The organism is Pedobacter sp. (assembly GCF_037719805.1).
Classification (GTDB): Bacteria; Bacteroidota; Bacteroidia; order Sphingobacteriales; family Sphingobacteriaceae; genus Pedobacter.
In genome coordinates, this window is the sequence record NZ_JBBJLZ010000001.1 from 619,676 (window position 1) to 635,334 (window position 15,659).

A 15,659-nucleotide genomic window follows, 5' to 3' on the forward strand; every position below is an offset into this window, starting at 1 on the left:
GGATATTAAGCCTTTTATGCAAAAAGGGTTTTAAACATTGTTCAAATACGAATCACATTGACATTCGAATTATTCAGTGTCTTAAATATCTTACACAAATCCAATACTTTAGAAAAGTAAAAACTTAAATTTGGGGCTGCAAATCATAAAGAGTATATATCCTGAATAACGATTAACCTATGAGCTTTAGAACAGAACACGATACAATGGGTGAAGTACAGGTTCCTTCCGATAAATATTGGGGAGCCCAAACTGAGCGATCGATAAATAATTTTAAAATTGGTCCGGAAGCTTCAATGCCGAAAGAAATTATTCATGCTTTTGGCTATTTGAAGAAAGCAGCAGCTTTGGCTAACACAGAGTTGGGCGTCCTGAGCTTTGAAAAAGCGAAATTGATTGCTGATGCCTGTGACGAGGTGATCGCTGGCAGCCTGGATGATCAATTCCCGCTTGTTATTTGGCAAACAGGCTCAGGTACTCAAAGTAATATGAATGCCAATGAAGTAATTGCAAACAGAGCGCATGTTCTTCAGGGTGGAGACCTTCATGATGACGAAAAGGTTCTGCATCCTAATGATGATGTTAATAAATCACAATCGTCGAATGATACCTATCCAACAGCAATGCACATTGCGGCATATAAACAAGCTATGGAGATAACGATTCCAGGTTTAGAAAAGCTTAAAGCTACATTGAGTAGAAAGGCGATTGAGTTTAATGATATCGTGAAAACGGGACGTACACATTTTATGGATGCTACTCCATTAACTTTAGGCCAGGAGTTTTCAGGATATGTTCAGCAAATTGAAAACAGTATAAGAGCGATTAAGAATGCTTTAGTGATGATAGCTGAGCTTGCGCTTGGAGGCACTGCCGTTGGTACCGGATTGAATACGCCTAAAGGATACGATGTATTAGTTGCTACAAAAATAGCAGAGCTAACTGGCTTGCCTTTCGTTACGGCTCCAAATAAATTTGAAGCACTGGCAGGACATGACGCTATGGTAGAGCTCTCTGGGGCGTATAGAAGAACTGCTGTTTCATTAATGAAAGTGGCAAACGATGTGAGAATGTTAAGTTCAGGACCACGATGCGGAATTGGAGAGATAATTATTCCAGATAACGAACCAGGATCTTCGATTATGCCAGACAAGGTAAATCCAACCCAGCCTGAAGCAATGACAATGGTTTGCGCACAGGTTATGGGTAATGATGTGACTGTTGGTATCGGCGGCAGCAACGGTCATTTTGAATTGAATGTCTTTAAGCCTGTTATCGCAGCGAATGTCTTACAATCCGGAAGATTAATCGGTGATGCCTGCGTTTCATTTAATGATAAATGCGCGGATGGAATCCTTCCGAACCTACCTGAGATTAAAAAACATTTGCAAAACTCATTAATGCTTGTCACTGCCTTAAACCCTCATGTGGGTTATGAAAATGCAGCTAAAATCGCTAAGAAAGCACATAAAGAAAATAGAACTCTTCGCGATGCTTCCATCGAACTTGGATTATTGACTGGCGAACAATTCGACGAATGGGTACGGCCAGAAGACATGGTAGGTAGCTTAAAGTAGTCAGAATGTTTAAAATTTTAGTTGGATGTATTCTTTTCCTGTGCTTTGTTGTTGGATGTACCCGATTGCCTGATATACAAGGCAAGGGCTCAGCAGCATTTCAAGGCGTTTGGAACCAAGACAGCGTTGACAACGAGAATAAGCTACTTACCTATACCAAGCATAATTTTAGAATTACTTGTGATTCGTTCTATGTTGATCTTATTACTCATTCCAAGGTAAACTACTATTCAGATTCTTGTTTCAACAATGGGCTATGGAAAGAATATGCCAAAGGTGTTTATGCGATACGAAATGACAGCTTGTTTTTGGTAGGTACCTATACTAAAGATAACTACAGGCAGAAGATATCCGGTTGCTATCAAATTGGACAATACATTAAGTCCTTCAAAATCTTAAAAATGGATGATGAAAAGATTGTAATGGAAAGTGGCGACAACCAGAGGATTATTAACCTTTTCTTAAAAGAAAGAATTACTTGTGTACCAAAGCCCTTATAAACGATTATGAAGAAATATAGTATAACATTACTGGTCTTAGCCATGCTTTGCCTACCATTCGGCGTGAATGCCTGGAGTATGATCGGGCACAGAATTATTGGACAAATTGCAGAAAATCACTTAAGCGGTAAAAGCAAAAAAGCAGTACTAGCTATTCTTGGTACGGAGAGTTTAGCCATGGCAAGTAACTGGGGCGACCTCATCAAGTCTGACTCCAAATATGATTCTTTGTACAACTGGCATTTTGTCAATTTACCAGCGGGACTTAGCCAGGAAAAAGTTTTTAGTTATTTAGAAACTGAGAAAGAGCCAAACGTTTACAATAAGTCATTGGAAATGATTCGGATATTGAAGGGCAAACAGAGTTCTCCAGATCAAAAGAAGTTCGCCCTGCGAATGTTGATTCATATGGTAGGGGATTTAAATCAACCTATGCATACCGCTCGTAAGGAAGATCTTGGAGGTAATAAAATTTATGTAACCTGGTTCGGAGAGAAATCAAACCTTCATCGAGTTTGGGATGATGAACTCATAGATTACCAGAAGTTAAGTTACACAGAATTTGCTGCCGCCATTGACTACCCAACCAAACAAGAACTGATATCCTGGAAAGCTAAATCGCTTAAAGAGTATGTTTACGGTTCTTATGATGTTTGTTCTAAAATTTATGAGACCACTAAACCCGAGGCTAAATTGAGTTACAAGTATAATTTTGATTATGTGGACACGCTTAATGATCAGTTGCTTAAAGGTGGAATTTGCCTGGCTAATATTTTGAATGATACCTTTAAATAATAGTATAAGTAAGGGATAATCATTAGCTGGTTATCCCTTACTTAAATTATTATACTCCAAACTCCTTGTCCAGGTATTCTGTTACTTTGCCAATTGCGTTATCAATAGTGTCGCTTAAGATCGTGATATAAGATCCCGGTTTAGCGGTAGCTATAATGTACCTGAAGCAGTCGTCGCCATTGTTATTGATGATCACTTCTTTTTCAGGATTAACCTGGTTAATTCCCGTTAGAAGAAGGTCAATTAATTCTTGACGGGTACGGCCGCGTAAATATTTTTCCTGGCAAATTATTATCCGATCAAACATCTGCGCAGCGATTTTTGCCGTCTCTATTATATCTTCATCTCTTCTGTCTCCGGTTCCTGATATTACCCCCACATGTTCGGTTGCTTGAATGGATTGTAAAAATCCCTTAATTCCATTGAAACCGTCCGGGTTATGTGCAAAGTCAACCAATACCCTAAAGTCCTTAAACTTGAATATGTTCATCCTTCCAGGAGTTTGAGCTGCTGAAGGAATAAAGGTTTCAAGTGACATTTTTATATCTTCAATTTTATAGCCCTGAAGAAAGGTAGCTAATGTTGCAGCTAGAACATTTTCGATCATAAAGTCAACCGTACCTCCAAAAGTTAAGGGAATGTGCGTTACTTTTTCAACTCTGATTTTCCATTCTCCTTTCTTGATGGTGATATATCCATTTTCGTAGATTGCCGCAATCCCACCTTTTTTCCCGTGGTCAACTATTAAAGGGTTGTTCTCATCCATGCTGAAGTAAGCAACATGACAATCGGCAGTTTTAGCGATTTTAACGCAGTACTTATTGTCTGCGTTCAATACTGCCCAGCCTGTGCGTTTAACAGCACCAATTACAACTGCCTTTACTTTGGTAAGGTCGTCAAGGGTATTGATATCGGATATGCCTAGGTGATCTTCCTGGATGTTTGTTACCACTCCAATATCGCAACTGTTAAATCCGAGTCCAGCACGTAAGATCCCGCCTCTAGCAGTTTCTAAAACGGCAAATTCTACAGTAGGGTCACGCAGTATAAATTCAGTACTAACAGGCCCTGTTGTATCGCCCTTCATAAGCTTTGTATTCTGAACATAGATTCCGTCTGAAGTAGTGAAACCTACTCGTGTACCGTTGCTTTTTACAATGTGTGCAATGAGTCTTGTGGTAGTTGTTTTTCCGTTCGTGCCCGTTACTGCAATGATGGGAATCCTGGCGGATTTACCCACCGGATATAACATGTCGATAACTGGTGCCGCCACATTTCGCGCCAAACCTTCACTTGGGGCAAGGTGCATTCTAAAACCTGGTGCTGCGTTTACTTCTAGCACTACACCTCCGTTTTCCGGCAGGGGCTGAGTCAGGTTTTCTGCCATGATGTCAATCCCACAAATGTCAAGACCGATTACTCTTGAAATCCGTTCTGCAATAAATACGTTCTGAGGATGGACAAGGTCTGTAACGTCAATAGATGTACCACCTGTACTTAGGTTTGCAGTTGATTTTAAGTAGACAATTTCGCCTTTCGATGGTACAGTTTCAAGAGTATAGGATATCTTTTCAAGAAGGTTTAATGTGTCCCGATCTACATTGATCTCAGTGAGTACGTTTTCGTGGCCATAGCCTCTCCTTGGATCTTCGTTTTCTTTGTCAATCAGTTCCTTGATTGTGTTTAGATTATTGCCAGTTACATGAGCTGGTACTCTTAATGCTGCAGCAACCATCTTATGGTCTATCACCAGAATTCTAAAATCGTATCCAGTAATAAATTTCTCGATTATGATCTTTCTGGAATAGTTTTTTGCATATTCAAAAGCTTCTTTGGCCGCTTCATCCGTCTTAACATTTATTGAGGCTCCTCTTCCATGATTGCCATCAAGTGGCTTAAAAACCAGAGGATAGCCTACTTTTCTGATTGCGTCGGGGAGGTCCTCAATTTCCGATATGGTAACGCCTTTAGCGACAGGGATGGCAGCATCCTGAAGTAGTCGTTTGGTTTCATCTTTATTTCCAGCGATGTCCACAGCAATACTGTTTGTGCGCTCTGTCATAGTTGCTCTGAAACGCACCTGGTTCTTACCGTAACCAAGCTGGACCAGGGAGCTTTTATTTAATCGGATCCATGGAATGTCTCTTGATATTGCTTCATCTACAATTGAACCCGTACTAGGGCCAAGCCTCTCCAATTCCCTTAACTCACGTAATTTTTGAATATCTGCTTCAAGATCATATTCCTGATTATTGATTAAGGCTTCTGCAATATCAACAGCTGATTGTGCAGCGAACAGCCCGGCCTTTTCCTCTGTGTAGCTGAATACAACATTATAAATGCCTTCTATTTTAGTTTGGCGGGTTCTTCCGAAACCAGTATCCATACCAGCTAGAGTTTGGATTTCTAAAGCAATGTGTTCTATCACGTGGCCCATCCAGGTTCCCTCGGTAACACGTGCAAAGAATCCCCCTGGTTCTCCCTTAGAGCAACGATGTGTTTGAAGTGAAGGAATTAGTTCTTCAATCCTTTCTCTGAAGCCTTCGATCGCATTCGTTGGTCTTTGCTCCAGATCCTCCAGGTCCAATCTCATTTGTATCAGTTTTTTCCGGTTTATAGACCATATGTTAGGCCCACGAAGTGCCTGGATATTTAATATTTTCATGGATAATTGTATGTTTTGATTATTGAAGCTTAGTCGTGTGAAAATTAGTCAATTTATAAGCCAACTTTTATGTAGTATGGCTAAATAGTTTATTCATCAGCGCGATCGCACCTCAATTTCTAAATCCGACTTTAAAAATCATAAAAAAACTAAATTATTTGCTTATTGACCATATCTTTGGCCCCAATCGGAAATGTAATCACTTGAAATGACTCCAAAAGGAAAATTAATTATTATAGGTGGCGCTATAAATACTGGAAGTTTTACTGAAACCCAGTTTGGCCTGCCTCAAAATATGAATTTTTTTGAAAGGGGCATTCTAAAGAAGATCACGACGGAATCCATTAGGAACACCGAGTCTCGATTTGAAATTGTTACTACTGCTTCGCTAATTCCTGAGAAAGTTGGAGAAGAATATATAAAAGCATTCGCTCAGCTCGATGTTCATGACGTGGGTGTTTTAACTATTAATAATAGAGAACAAGCTAACTCCGAAGAAAACTGTGCTCGTGCAAGGGCCGCCGATGTGATTATTTTTACCGGTGGTGATCAGCTCAGGCTATCTTCAATTTTTGGAGGGACAAAGTTTCATAGTGTCTTACTCGATAAGTACCAGAATGAGGAGATTGTGATTGCCGGCACTTCAGCAGGTGCTGCTGCGAGTTCAAAAAACATGATCTATCAGGGTAGTAGCAAAGATGCGCTTCTAAAAGGTGAAGTTAAAATTACCGGCGGACTAGGATTTATTGATGGTGTGATCGTAGATACACACTTTGTGCAAAGAGGTCGGATTGGACGATTGCTTTATGCTGCGGCTAGTAATCCAGGTATATTAGGAATCGGCTTGGGTGAAGATACCGGTTTATACATTTCTAACGGAAGTAGGATGGAGGCGATAGGTAGTGGTATGGTAATATTAGTTGATGGCAGGCATATGGCAGATACTAATCTCACTGATGTGGAAATGGGGCAACCCGTATCCATCAAAAATATGGTGGTACATGTGATGTGCGATGGCGATATATACGATCTTGTAGAGCATAGGTTAACAATTCACCATCCAAAAGTAATCTCAATAGATTAGTATGAAATTGATTATTCATGGTGGGTTTTTTAGTGAATCTGCTACCAATCAGGAAACCAAGCTAGCTAAACAAACCGCCTTATCTGAAATTGTTCAGATGGCTCACACTTATCTTCAAGATCATTCTGCTGTGGAAACGGTTGTTTATGCGATAACTCAACTCGAGAATAACGAGCTTTTTAATGCAGGTTTAGGGTCTCAGATACAAAGTGACGGCAAAGTGCGTTTATCTGCCTCGATAATGGATGGTTCAAGCCAACGATTTAGTGGCGTAATAAATATTGGGGATGTTAAGAATCCAATACAAATTTCAGAAAAGCTCTTAGCTTACGAAGATCGTGTATTAAGCGGATCAGGTGCTTTAGCTTTCGCCCGGGAACATGGGTACGAGTATTTTAACCCAATTACCCCTCAGCGAAAGAAAGAGTTCGAGGAGAAGTTAAATCAAGACCAAAGATCAGGAACTGTCGGTTGTGTAGTGCTGGATCGTCACGGCAATTTGGCAGCAGGTACTTCTACGGGAGGTAAAGGGTTTGAAATTCCTTGTCGTGTGAGTGATTCTGCCACGGTTGCAGGTAACTTTGCCAACTCCTATGCAGGAATTTCTTGTACTGGTGTCGGCGAAGATATTGTTAATGCTGCCCTTGCGGCTAAGATTGTGACAAGGGTTACTGATGGCTTTACCCTGAAAGATGCTTGTAAAAAATCTTTTACTGAAATGAAGGAATTTGATGGGTTCGCAGGAGTTATTGGTATTGCCAAGAATGGCGATACCTATTATCAGGATTCCCATCCTCACATGGTCTGGGCTCTATACGATAGTGAAATTAGAGTCTTCGGTTAAACCTATTTGTACTATCTTTATAGCATGAAGAACAGTTGGTTGACCATTATATTTGTGGGTGTTGCCACTCAGGCAATGACTCAAACCAGCCATTTTTTACCACAACAGGGAACATCAGATGCATCCATAAATATTGCCGTATCCAGTCATGAAGAAAATAACGGAAACACTTATTTTGGAGAAGCGGAAAAGAATGAGCGTAAGGGAGAGCTGAATGAGGCAGTAACGTTATTTGGTAAGGCAGCTTTTGAATACAATAGCTCAAAGCAATTAGATAGATACGGTTCTGCTTTACTCAGACTTAGCAATGTGCATTACCTTTTAGCGCACTATACAGAAGCAGAACAGGTGGTGCTAAATGTTGCGATCAAAAATTATTCGAAACTTGGCAGCAAAAGAGGACTTATTGAAAGCTACAGCCAATTGGGAAAGATATATTTAGCGTCCACAAAATATACCCAGTCCATGTGGTTTTACACACAGCAAGGAATTTTAGCTAAGCAGACTGGAAATGACAGAGCGTACATCGAGTCAGTAATTGGCATTGCAAACGTGAAAATAAAGAAGAAGGATTATGTTCTTGCGAGCGAAGACCTTACAAGAGCCGAGCATTTGGCAAATACCTCTAACTTAAATCAATATAGGTCGCAAATTAAAGAGGCCAGAGCACTGATTCTTGCTAGAAAGACCTCAAAAAACCAATCAAATAATTAATTCGCTAAGTTTACAGAAAAGAGACAGTAATAATACTGTCTCTTTTCTTTTATTTTTAAAATTGGTATCATATTAGTGCGTCATAAGAAAATGGATTTTAAATCAGTCAAAGAGATGTTGAGAAGAATATTATTGGTAACGTTTACCGCCGCTGTACTTGCATGTCATGCTTCACCAAAACCTCAGGCGATTGTGCAAGGGGTTGTCAATATCGTGCCTGATGCTAAACAGTCGCTTGTTTGCAAGGAGATAGTTACGCTGATAGAAAATTATAATTACAAAAAGATTAAAGTTACTGATTCGATATCATCAGTAGTTCTAGACAGGTATGTAAAGGACCTTGATCCATCAAGAAACTACTTTACTTCTGCAGATATAAAAGATTTTGAAAAGTATAGGTTTCAACTCGATGATGATTTCAGGAATGGTGACTTAAGTGCACCATTTTATATCTTCAATGTTTATCTTAAAAGATACAATGAGTGGATCGATTACGGTTTGGCACAAGTAAAAACCAAATTCGACTTTGCTGTGGATGACAACTATGTTTATGATCGCGAAAAAATGCCTTGGGCACCTTCTACGGCTGACCTAAACACCTTGTGGAAGAAACGCGTAAAGTATGAGCTTGTTAACTTAAAAATAGCAGGTAGTACTGATGCGAAAAATACGGAAGTGATTACCAAACGATATCAAAATTTGAAATCACAAGCATCAAAAATAAATAACCAGGATGTGTTTCAAAGTATAATGGATGCTTTTACAGAAAGTATAGATCCACATACAAATTATTTTAACCCTACAAATGCGCAAGCTTTTAGTGAAGATATGGCAAGATCTTTCGAGGGAATTGGTGCGCGTTTACAGTTGGAGAATGAAGTGCTTAAAATTGGTGAAATTATTCCTGGGGGACCTGCTTTTAAGACGAAATTATTAAATACTGGCGATAGAATTATTGGAGTGGCCCAAGGAAATGGTGAGTTTGAAGATATAACCGGATGGCGAATAGAGAATTCTGTCTCAAAAATTAAAGGCCCTAAGGGCACTACTGTCAGACTAAGAATAATCCCAGTAGGACAGGAGATGTCTGCTAAGCCGGTTGTTATTGCCTTAATTAGGGAAAAAATTATTATGGAGGACCAGTCTGCTAAGAAAAAGGTTGAGACTGTAAAATCTAACGGTATTACTTACAAAGTCGGCGTAATTACACTTCCTGCTTTCTACGCAGATTTTAATGGCGCTAAGCAAGGTGATAAAAATTATAAGAGTACTACACGTGACGTAAAATTACTGATTGATACCTTAAAGAATAAAGACAAAGTAGACGCTATTGTAATGGATTTGAGGTCGAATGGTGGTGGATCATTACTGGAGGCTATCAACTTAACAGGTCTTTTCATTGACAAAGGGCCAGTTGTACAAGTAAAAGATTTAAGAAATGATGTAGAGGTTAATGAAGATACTAATCCTGGGGTAGCATGGGATGGTCCATTTGGGGTGATGGTAGATAGACTTAGTGCTTCCGCTTCTGAGATTTTTGCTGGTGCAATTCAAGATTACGGAAGAGGAATTATACTTGGCACCCAGACGTATGGTAAGGGAACTGTTCAATCTTCAATAAAGATGGATGATCTTGTTAACCCTTCGATTTTACAACGATTAGCAGCGTTGGTAGGTAAAAATGGTTCCATGAGCAAACCAGCGGGTGACCAACCTCAGCTAGGTTTAATCAATCTTACCATGGCTAAATTCTACAGGGTTAATGGAAGCAGTACTCAACATAAAGGAGTAGTGCCAGACATTACTTTCCCATCTTTATATCCATTAGATAAAATTGGTGAGGATACAGAAAAATCTGCACTACCATGGGATACGGTAAACAAGTCAAATTTCGTTCCTGTTGCGGATCTAGGCACTACTAGAACTGAGTTGGTCAAACTTCATAACCAAAGAATGGCAAATTCGATTGACTATAAGACATTACAACAAGATCTCGCTGATCTTAAAAAGCGAGAAGGTGAGAATTCTGTTAGCCTAAATGAAGTAAAGTTGAAAAAGGAAAGAGACAGTTTAGAAGCAAAGTCGTTAACTAAAACTAATATGTTGAGGGCATCTAGGGGTTTGCCGCCGCTAAAAAAGGGTGATAAGATCACCAAGGAGGAAAGCTTTGACTTTGTTCAGGACGAGAGCCTGAAAGTTATAGCAGATTTGCTTCAGTTGAAAAAGACGACGTAAAGGATGTTAAAGCCCCGTGAGGGGCTTTTTTTATGTCTAATATAGTGGTTTCCAATAGCAACAATGATTATTTAGGTATGAGTTGCGGGCCGTTTAACGGTTATTAGGCATAGATATTGCATAAGCCAAATAACTAACAAACAATTTGATTATGAACGTTAAACGTACATTTGGCACTATCCTTACTATCCTAGGAGTTATTGGATTAATTTACGCAGGTTATGGTTTTACACAACATGACGGTGCTACAAGACAGCTTATCGTATTTGGAATAATTGGGGCGATTTTTTTCTTTACCGGTGTGGGCTTAGTAAGAAATACGAAAGACGAGGCCTAATTCTCGATTTTCGTTATCCAACTATTAGCAAACTTCAAATTATGCCCTGGGAAGTCTGTATTTGTTAAACTTTTAAGTTTTTCAAAAGCCAGGTTATTGGGGTCAATTGTAAGTCCACGGACCTTGTCTTGTCTTACCGAGGTAATTTTTGCGGAAAGGAAATCTCCTGAAGATGTCAATTGGATCTGCATCAACGGTGCAAATCCGTTTATTCCTTTCAAATTGAACATTCCATAAGTGCAGAAGTTTCCTAGGCTGTAAGCTATAAATTTATTTTTATAGACCTCAACAGCCCTGGTTACATGTGGTCCGTGGCCTATGACAACATCGGCACCCGCATCTATTACCGCGTGAGCAAATTCATAAACGTTACCTCTGTTTTCCTGATAAAAGATTTCTTGCTTTCGGAGAACATGCTCAAATTTGGATCCTTCACCGCCACCATGGAAGGAGACAATTACTATGTCTGCCTGTTCTTTTAATTCTTCTACAAGTCTTTTTGCCGAAACATGGTCATTTATTGAAACTGTATTTTCATTAGGGGCAAATGCGCAGAATGCGTATTTGATACTGTCTTTCTCTAAGATAATAGATGGATAGGATTGTAATCCAGCAAATTTAATATTCAGTGAATCTAAGATCTCAACTGTTTTTTTTCGACCTTTTTCTCCAAAATCACCAACATGGTTATTGGCAATGCTTAGCAGATTGAAACCAGCATCCTTAATGATTTTTGCATACCTTTCTGGCATCCGAAAGGCGAAGCAACTATTGCTAATGGTATCCTTACACTTACTAGACTTGCCCGAATCTAAAAAGCATCCTTCAAGGTTTCCAAATATGATGTCGCCTTTTAGATAAGGAACCACCTGCTTAAAGCTATTTTTACCATCATTCGGCGGTAAGTTAGATTTAATAGGGTAAGCAGAACCTAACATAATATCTCCAACGGCACATATTGTTAGCGTATCATTGTCACTCAGAATTCTAGTTAAAGGGTCGGCTTTAATTTGTACCGCATTAACGCTTGACTCGCCAACGCGACAACTTAATATTATTAATAATACAATTGAACAGGCGAAAAACTGATTTATAAGTTTCATTGTAAATACTACTGCATAAAAAAAGCCCTTTCAATTAATGAAAGGACCTAGTAATTCTTTGCTCATTTTTATTCTTCGACAAGATCGTCTTTAATGCCGTCTATAATTCGTCCGCCTTTATAGAAATATCTGGAATAATATGGTTCGTTTAAATTGCTTATAACAACTCCTCTTGTAGAAGACGCGTGAGCAAATCGGCTGTCGCCAAGATAAATTCCAATATGAGTAATACTTCTGCTTTTAATTTTAAAGAAGACAAGGTCACCTTCTTTCAGCTCATCTTTAAGTAAGGGGTTAACCATACTGAAAATATCTCTGGAATTTCTTAAGATAGTAGTGTTGAAAACTTTGTCGTAAATCGCTTTAGTGAAAGCCGAGCAATCAATGCCGTTTTTAGTATTTCCGCCAAATCTGTATGGGGTTCCTATCCATTCATAAATGAACTTGTAAAGTTTGACATTGGAGGTTGCGTCCACTGCGACACCCATCACTTGAGAAAAATATTGGGATGCTAAATTATCCGGGTCTTCTAATTTACTGGTTTCTTTAGCTTTGCTCTGGGCGTTAACTGAGGCTAAACTGCACAGTACTATAAAAGTAGACAATAAAAACTTTTTAATCATGTTATACTGTTAAGTTTGGGTTATAAGACTTACACTTAAACGTACACCACCAGGGGCTTATTGTTTGAGCTGTAAACATATGCAATTATAGGATTTAATCCAAATTCTCTGTTCAATTATGTTAACAGTTATTAACATTTAGAAAGGTATCTGCTTATTCTTCTTATTATTAGGTGTGGACTTAATGGTATAATATAAAACCGGCTTTGAATTACAGCTGTTGTTATAATAAGAAATGGCATAATGATGCTTGCTGGGCTCATATGTCAAAACTTAATTTCCTTACTCTTCAATATGTAACCTTAGTATTCATTTTCGCTCAATTTCTTCGATATATTACAATAAAAAAGTAGATTTGCTCTCATAAATAAAAATCAACACCCAACAATGAGTGCAGTAGAAATTAATAAGGATACCTATCTGAAGTGGTTTGAGTCGATGTTGCTTATGCGCAAGTTCGAAGAGAAAACTGGGCAACTTTACGGACAACAAAAAATTCGTGGATTTTGTCATTTATATATTGGACAGGAAGCTGTGGTGGCAGGAGCAATTTCTGCCTTGCAACCAGAAGATTCCATGATTACCGCTTACCGCGATCATGCTCATGCATTAGCCAAAGGTGTTAGCGCTAACAGTATTATGGCGGAGATGTATGGAAAAGCTACAGGATGCTCAAAAGGTAAAGGTGGTTCTATGCACATGTTCAGCAAGGAGCATAATTTTTATGGCGGTCACGGCATTGTTGGCGGTCAAATCCCTTTAGGAGCAGGTATTGCCTTTGCTGAGAAATTTAAAGGGACTAAAAACCTTAATGTTTGCTATATGGGTGATGGAGCAGTCCGTCAGGGTGCATTAAATGAGGCTTTCAATATGGCGATGTTGTGGAAGCTGCCAGTGATTTTTGTTTGTGAGAACAATGGCTATGCTATGGGAACTTCAGTGGAACGCACTACAAACATGAAGGATCTTTATAAGATTGGTTTAGGGTTTGACATGCCATGTGCTCCTGTGGACGGCATGGATCCTGTTGCTGTTCATAACGCCATGGATGAGGCTGCACAAAGAGCCCGTAACGGAGAAGGTCCAACTTTTCTGGAAATGAGAACTTATCGCTACCGTGGACATTCTATGTCTGATCCTGCAAAATATAGAACTAAGGACGAGCTGGAAGAGTATAAAGCAAAAGATCCTATTGAGCTGGTAAGAGAAGTGATCTTAAAGGAAAACTATGCTGATCAGGCTTGGATTGAAGATGTGGAAGCTAAAGTAAAGCAAATCGTTGATGAATCTGTTAAATTCGCAGAGGAGTCGCCGTGGCCTGATGCTTCTGAATTGTATACTGACGTATATGTTCAACAGGACTATCCATATGTTAAAGATTAATTTTGAACTTATTTCAATAGATAGAATATAGAATGGCTGAAATAGTTAAAATGCCCAAGATGAGTGACACCATGACCGAAGGTGTTATGGCTAAGTGGCACAAAAAGGTTGGTGACAAAGTGAAAAGCGGAGACGTACTGGCTGAAGTTGAAACAGACAAGGCTACTATGGATTTAGAATCCTATTGGGATGGAACGATATTATTCATTGGCGTAGAAGAAGGTAAAGCTGTTCCTGTTGATGCTGTTATTGCCGTTATTGGTAAAGAAGGTGAAGACTATAAGGCTGCATTAGATGCTGAAGGTGGTGCTGAAACAGCGAAAGAGGAAAAAACAGAAGTTAAATCTGATTCTACAGATAAGCCAAAAGAAGATAAACAAGAAGAAGCGCCTAAGTCTGCTGCGTTAAGTGACTCAGATTTAGAGAAAATGGGCATTACGGTTGTAAGAATGCCTCTTTTAAGTGATACTATGACGGAAGGCGTAATCGCTGAATGGCATAAAAAAGTTGGTGATAAAGTTAAAGATGATGATATCCTGGCTGATGTTGAAACCGATAAGGCGACAATGGAGGTTATGGGATATGCTGAAGGAACGTTACTTCACATTGGTGTGGAAAAAGGGCAAGCTGCTAAAGTCAATGGCATTATTGCTATAGTTGGACCAGAAGGAACGGACATCAGCAGTATTCTTAATCAAGGGGATGCTCCTACTAAAACCTCGGCTGATAAATCTGCAGATGCTCCTGTATCGGAAAAGGCTGAAGAATTAAAGGAAGATTCTACTGCGTCTACTACCTCAGGTGATCGGGTTAAAGCATCTCCTTTGGCAAAAAGAATTGCTAAAGATAAAGGCATTGATCTTAATCAGGTATCGGGAAGTGCAGATGGTGGACGAATCATCAAAAAAGATATAGAAAACTATAAACCTGCTGCTTCTGCTCCGGCAACTTCTAAGGAAGCCGTCCCAGTTGATCCACCTACTGCTGAAAAAGCTGCTGCTCCGCTGCCAGTTTATGTAGGCGAAGAGAAGTTTACTGAGAAGCCGGTAACACAAATGAGAAAGGTAATTGCGAAGCGCTTATCTGAGAGCTTGTTTACTGCTCCTCATTTCTACCTGACAATGAGTATTGATATGGATGGCGCTATTGCTGCCCGTACAAAAATGAATGAGTATGCTTCTATTAAGATTTCATTTAATGATCTTGTTTTAAAAGCAGTAGCTATTGCTTTGAAACAACATCCAAACGTTAATTCGTCATGGCTGGGAGATAAAATCAGATATAATGAACATGTGAATATAGGTGTAGCAGTAGCTGTTGAAGATGGGCTGTTAGTTCCTGTAGTGCGTTTTGCTGATGGCAAATCATTGTCACGCATTTCCGCAGAGGTGAAAGATTTTGCTCAACGTGCAAAAGCTAAGAAGCTACAGCCAGCTGATTGGGAAGGATCAACCTTTACTATTTCCAATCTTGGAATGTTTGGCATTGATGAGTTTACTGCAATCATTAATCCACCTGATGCCTGCATTCTTGCAATAGGTGGTATCTCGCAAGTGCCGGTTGTTAAGAACGGTGCTGTGGTACCTGGTAATGTAATGAAGGTCACCTTAAGCTGCGACCATAGAGTTGTAGATGGTGCTACTGGATCTGCATTCCTACAAACCTTAAAATCATTGCTGGAAGAACCAGTAAGGTTATTGATCTAACAAGAGAACGTTTAAAATATACTTAGGTTGTCTGCTTAGATGCAGGCAACCTTTTTTGCTTATAGCTGATTCACATCTAAAAACAATTAATGT

The 15,659-nt window shown here is 39.3% G+C and carries 13 protein-coding genes; 10 read left to right on the plus strand and 3 right to left on the minus strand.

Annotated elements, in window-relative coordinates; all coding sequences use genetic code 11:
• Nucleotides 1–179 precede the first annotated feature (179 nt).
• The 3 genes from fumC to WKF66_RS02855 are packed head-to-tail and all read left to right on the plus strand — an operon-like array spanning nt 180 to nt 2,872.
• Nucleotides 180–1,577, plus strand: a complete 1,398-nt coding sequence (gene fumC, locus WKF66_RS02845; protein ID WP_489672889.1) for a class II fumarate hydratase — start codon at nt 180–182, stop codon at nt 1,575–1,577.
• Between the two features lie 5 nt (nt 1,578–1,582).
• On the plus strand, nt 1,583–2,077 hold the full coding sequence (locus WKF66_RS02850; protein ID WP_489672890.1) for a fumarate hydratase: 495 nt from the start codon (nt 1,583–1,585) through the stop codon (nt 2,075–2,077).
• Between the two features lie 6 nt (nt 2,078–2,083).
• Entirely contained in the window at nt 2,084–2,872 is a 789-nt protein-coding gene (locus tag WKF66_RS02855; RefSeq protein ID WP_489672891.1) for a S1/P1 nuclease, read from the plus strand.
• A gap of 49 nt (nt 2,873–2,921) precedes the next feature.
• Here the strand turns inward: WKF66_RS02855 and cphA are convergent, their stop codons facing one another.
• Nucleotides 2,922–5,537 (minus strand): cyanophycin synthetase, encoded by a 2,616-nt coding sequence (gene cphA / locus WKF66_RS02860; RefSeq protein WP_489672892.1) that lies wholly within the window; start codon nt 5,535–5,537, stop codon nt 2,922–2,924.
• 208 nt (nt 5,538–5,745) lie between these two features.
• On the opposite strand from cphA, the gene WKF66_RS02865 reads away from it, so the two are divergent.
• The 5 genes from WKF66_RS02865 (at nt 5,746) to WKF66_RS02885 (ending at nt 10,751) form a co-directional block, all read left to right on the plus strand.
• The gene (locus WKF66_RS02865) at nt 5,746–6,621 is read left to right on the plus strand and encodes a cyanophycinase (protein WP_489672893.1); all 876 of its coding nucleotides are present in this window, start codon (nt 5,746–5,748) and stop codon (nt 6,619–6,621) included.
• Nucleotide 6,622: 1 nt separating this feature from the next.
• A complete protein-coding gene (locus WKF66_RS02870) occupies nt 6,623–7,465 on the plus strand; it encodes an isoaspartyl peptidase/L-asparaginase (protein WP_489672894.1) in 843 nt (280 codons plus the stop codon).
• Nucleotides 7,466–7,489: 24 nt separating this feature from the next.
• Nucleotides 7,490–8,179, plus strand: coding sequence for a tetratricopeptide repeat protein (locus WKF66_RS02875; protein WP_489672895.1), 690 nt, complete (start codon nt 7,490–7,492; stop codon nt 8,177–8,179).
• A gap of 90 nt (nt 8,180–8,269) precedes the next feature.
• Nucleotides 8,270–10,414, plus strand: coding sequence for a carboxy terminal-processing peptidase (locus WKF66_RS02880; protein ID WP_489672896.1), 2,145 nt, complete (start codon nt 8,270–8,272; stop codon nt 10,412–10,414).
• 151 nt (nt 10,415–10,565) lie between these two features.
• Nucleotides 10,566–10,751, plus strand: coding sequence for a hypothetical protein (locus WKF66_RS02885; protein ID WP_489672897.1), 186 nt, complete (start codon nt 10,566–10,568; stop codon nt 10,749–10,751).
• Here WKF66_RS02885 and WKF66_RS02890 read toward each other — a convergent pair.
• A complete protein-coding gene (locus WKF66_RS02890) occupies nt 10,748–11,854 on the minus strand; it encodes a CapA family protein (RefSeq protein WP_489672898.1) in 1,107 nt (368 codons plus the stop codon). The two genes, WKF66_RS02885 and WKF66_RS02890, sit on opposite strands and share 4 nt — an antisense overlap.
• 68 nt (nt 11,855–11,922) lie before the next feature.
• On the minus strand, nt 11,923–12,477 hold the full coding sequence (locus tag WKF66_RS02895) for a C40 family peptidase (protein ID WP_489672899.1): 555 nt from the start codon (nt 12,475–12,477) through the stop codon (nt 11,923–11,925).
• 387 nt (nt 12,478–12,864) lie between these two features.
• Between WKF66_RS02895 and pdhA the strand changes: the two genes are divergently transcribed.
• A complete protein-coding gene (gene pdhA / locus WKF66_RS02900) occupies nt 12,865–13,860 on the plus strand; it encodes a pyruvate dehydrogenase (acetyl-transferring) E1 component subunit alpha (protein ID WP_489672900.1) in 996 nt (331 codons plus the stop codon).
• Nucleotides 13,861–13,892: 32 nt separating this feature from the next.
• Nucleotides 13,893–15,566, plus strand: a complete 1,674-nt coding sequence (locus WKF66_RS02905) for a pyruvate dehydrogenase complex dihydrolipoamide acetyltransferase (protein ID WP_489672901.1) — start codon at nt 13,893–13,895, stop codon at nt 15,564–15,566.
• The last annotated feature ends 93 nt before the right edge of the window (nt 15,567–15,659 follow it).

Coding starts and splice junctions, on each gene's coding strand:
- WKF66_RS02890 (WP_489672898.1), bottom strand. CDS start 11,854: ATGAAACTTATAAATCAGTTTTTCGCCTGTTCAATTGTATTATTAATA.
- WKF66_RS02865 (WP_489672893.1), top strand. CDS start 5,746: ATGACTCCAAAAGGAAAATTAATTATTATAGGTGGCGCTATAAATACT.
- WKF66_RS02885 (WP_489672897.1), top strand. CDS start 10,566: ATGAACGTTAAACGTACATTTGGCACTATCCTTACTATCCTAGGAGTT.
- fumC (WP_489672889.1), top strand. CDS start 180: ATGAGCTTTAGAACAGAACACGATACAATGGGTGAAGTACAGGTTCCT.
- WKF66_RS02880 (WP_489672896.1), top strand. CDS start 8,270: ATGGATTTTAAATCAGTCAAAGAGATGTTGAGAAGAATATTATTGGTA.
- WKF66_RS02905 (WP_489672901.1), top strand. CDS start 13,893: ATGGCTGAAATAGTTAAAATGCCCAAGATGAGTGACACCATGACCGAA.
- pdhA (WP_489672900.1), top strand. CDS start 12,865: ATGAGTGCAGTAGAAATTAATAAGGATACCTATCTGAAGTGGTTTGAG.
- WKF66_RS02875 (WP_489672895.1), top strand. CDS start 7,490: ATGAAGAACAGTTGGTTGACCATTATATTTGTGGGTGTTGCCACTCAG.
- cphA (WP_489672892.1), bottom strand. CDS start 5,537: ATGAAAATATTAAATATCCAGGCACTTCGTGGGCCTAACATATGGTCT.
- WKF66_RS02870 (WP_489672894.1), top strand. CDS start 6,623: ATGAAATTGATTATTCATGGTGGGTTTTTTAGTGAATCTGCTACCAAT.
- WKF66_RS02855 (WP_489672891.1), top strand. CDS start 2,084: ATGAAGAAATATAGTATAACATTACTGGTCTTAGCCATGCTTTGCCTA.
- WKF66_RS02895 (WP_489672899.1), bottom strand. CDS start 12,477: ATGATTAAAAAGTTTTTATTGTCTACTTTTATAGTACTGTGCAGTTTA.
- WKF66_RS02850 (WP_489672890.1), top strand. CDS start 1,583: ATGTTTAAAATTTTAGTTGGATGTATTCTTTTCCTGTGCTTTGTTGTT.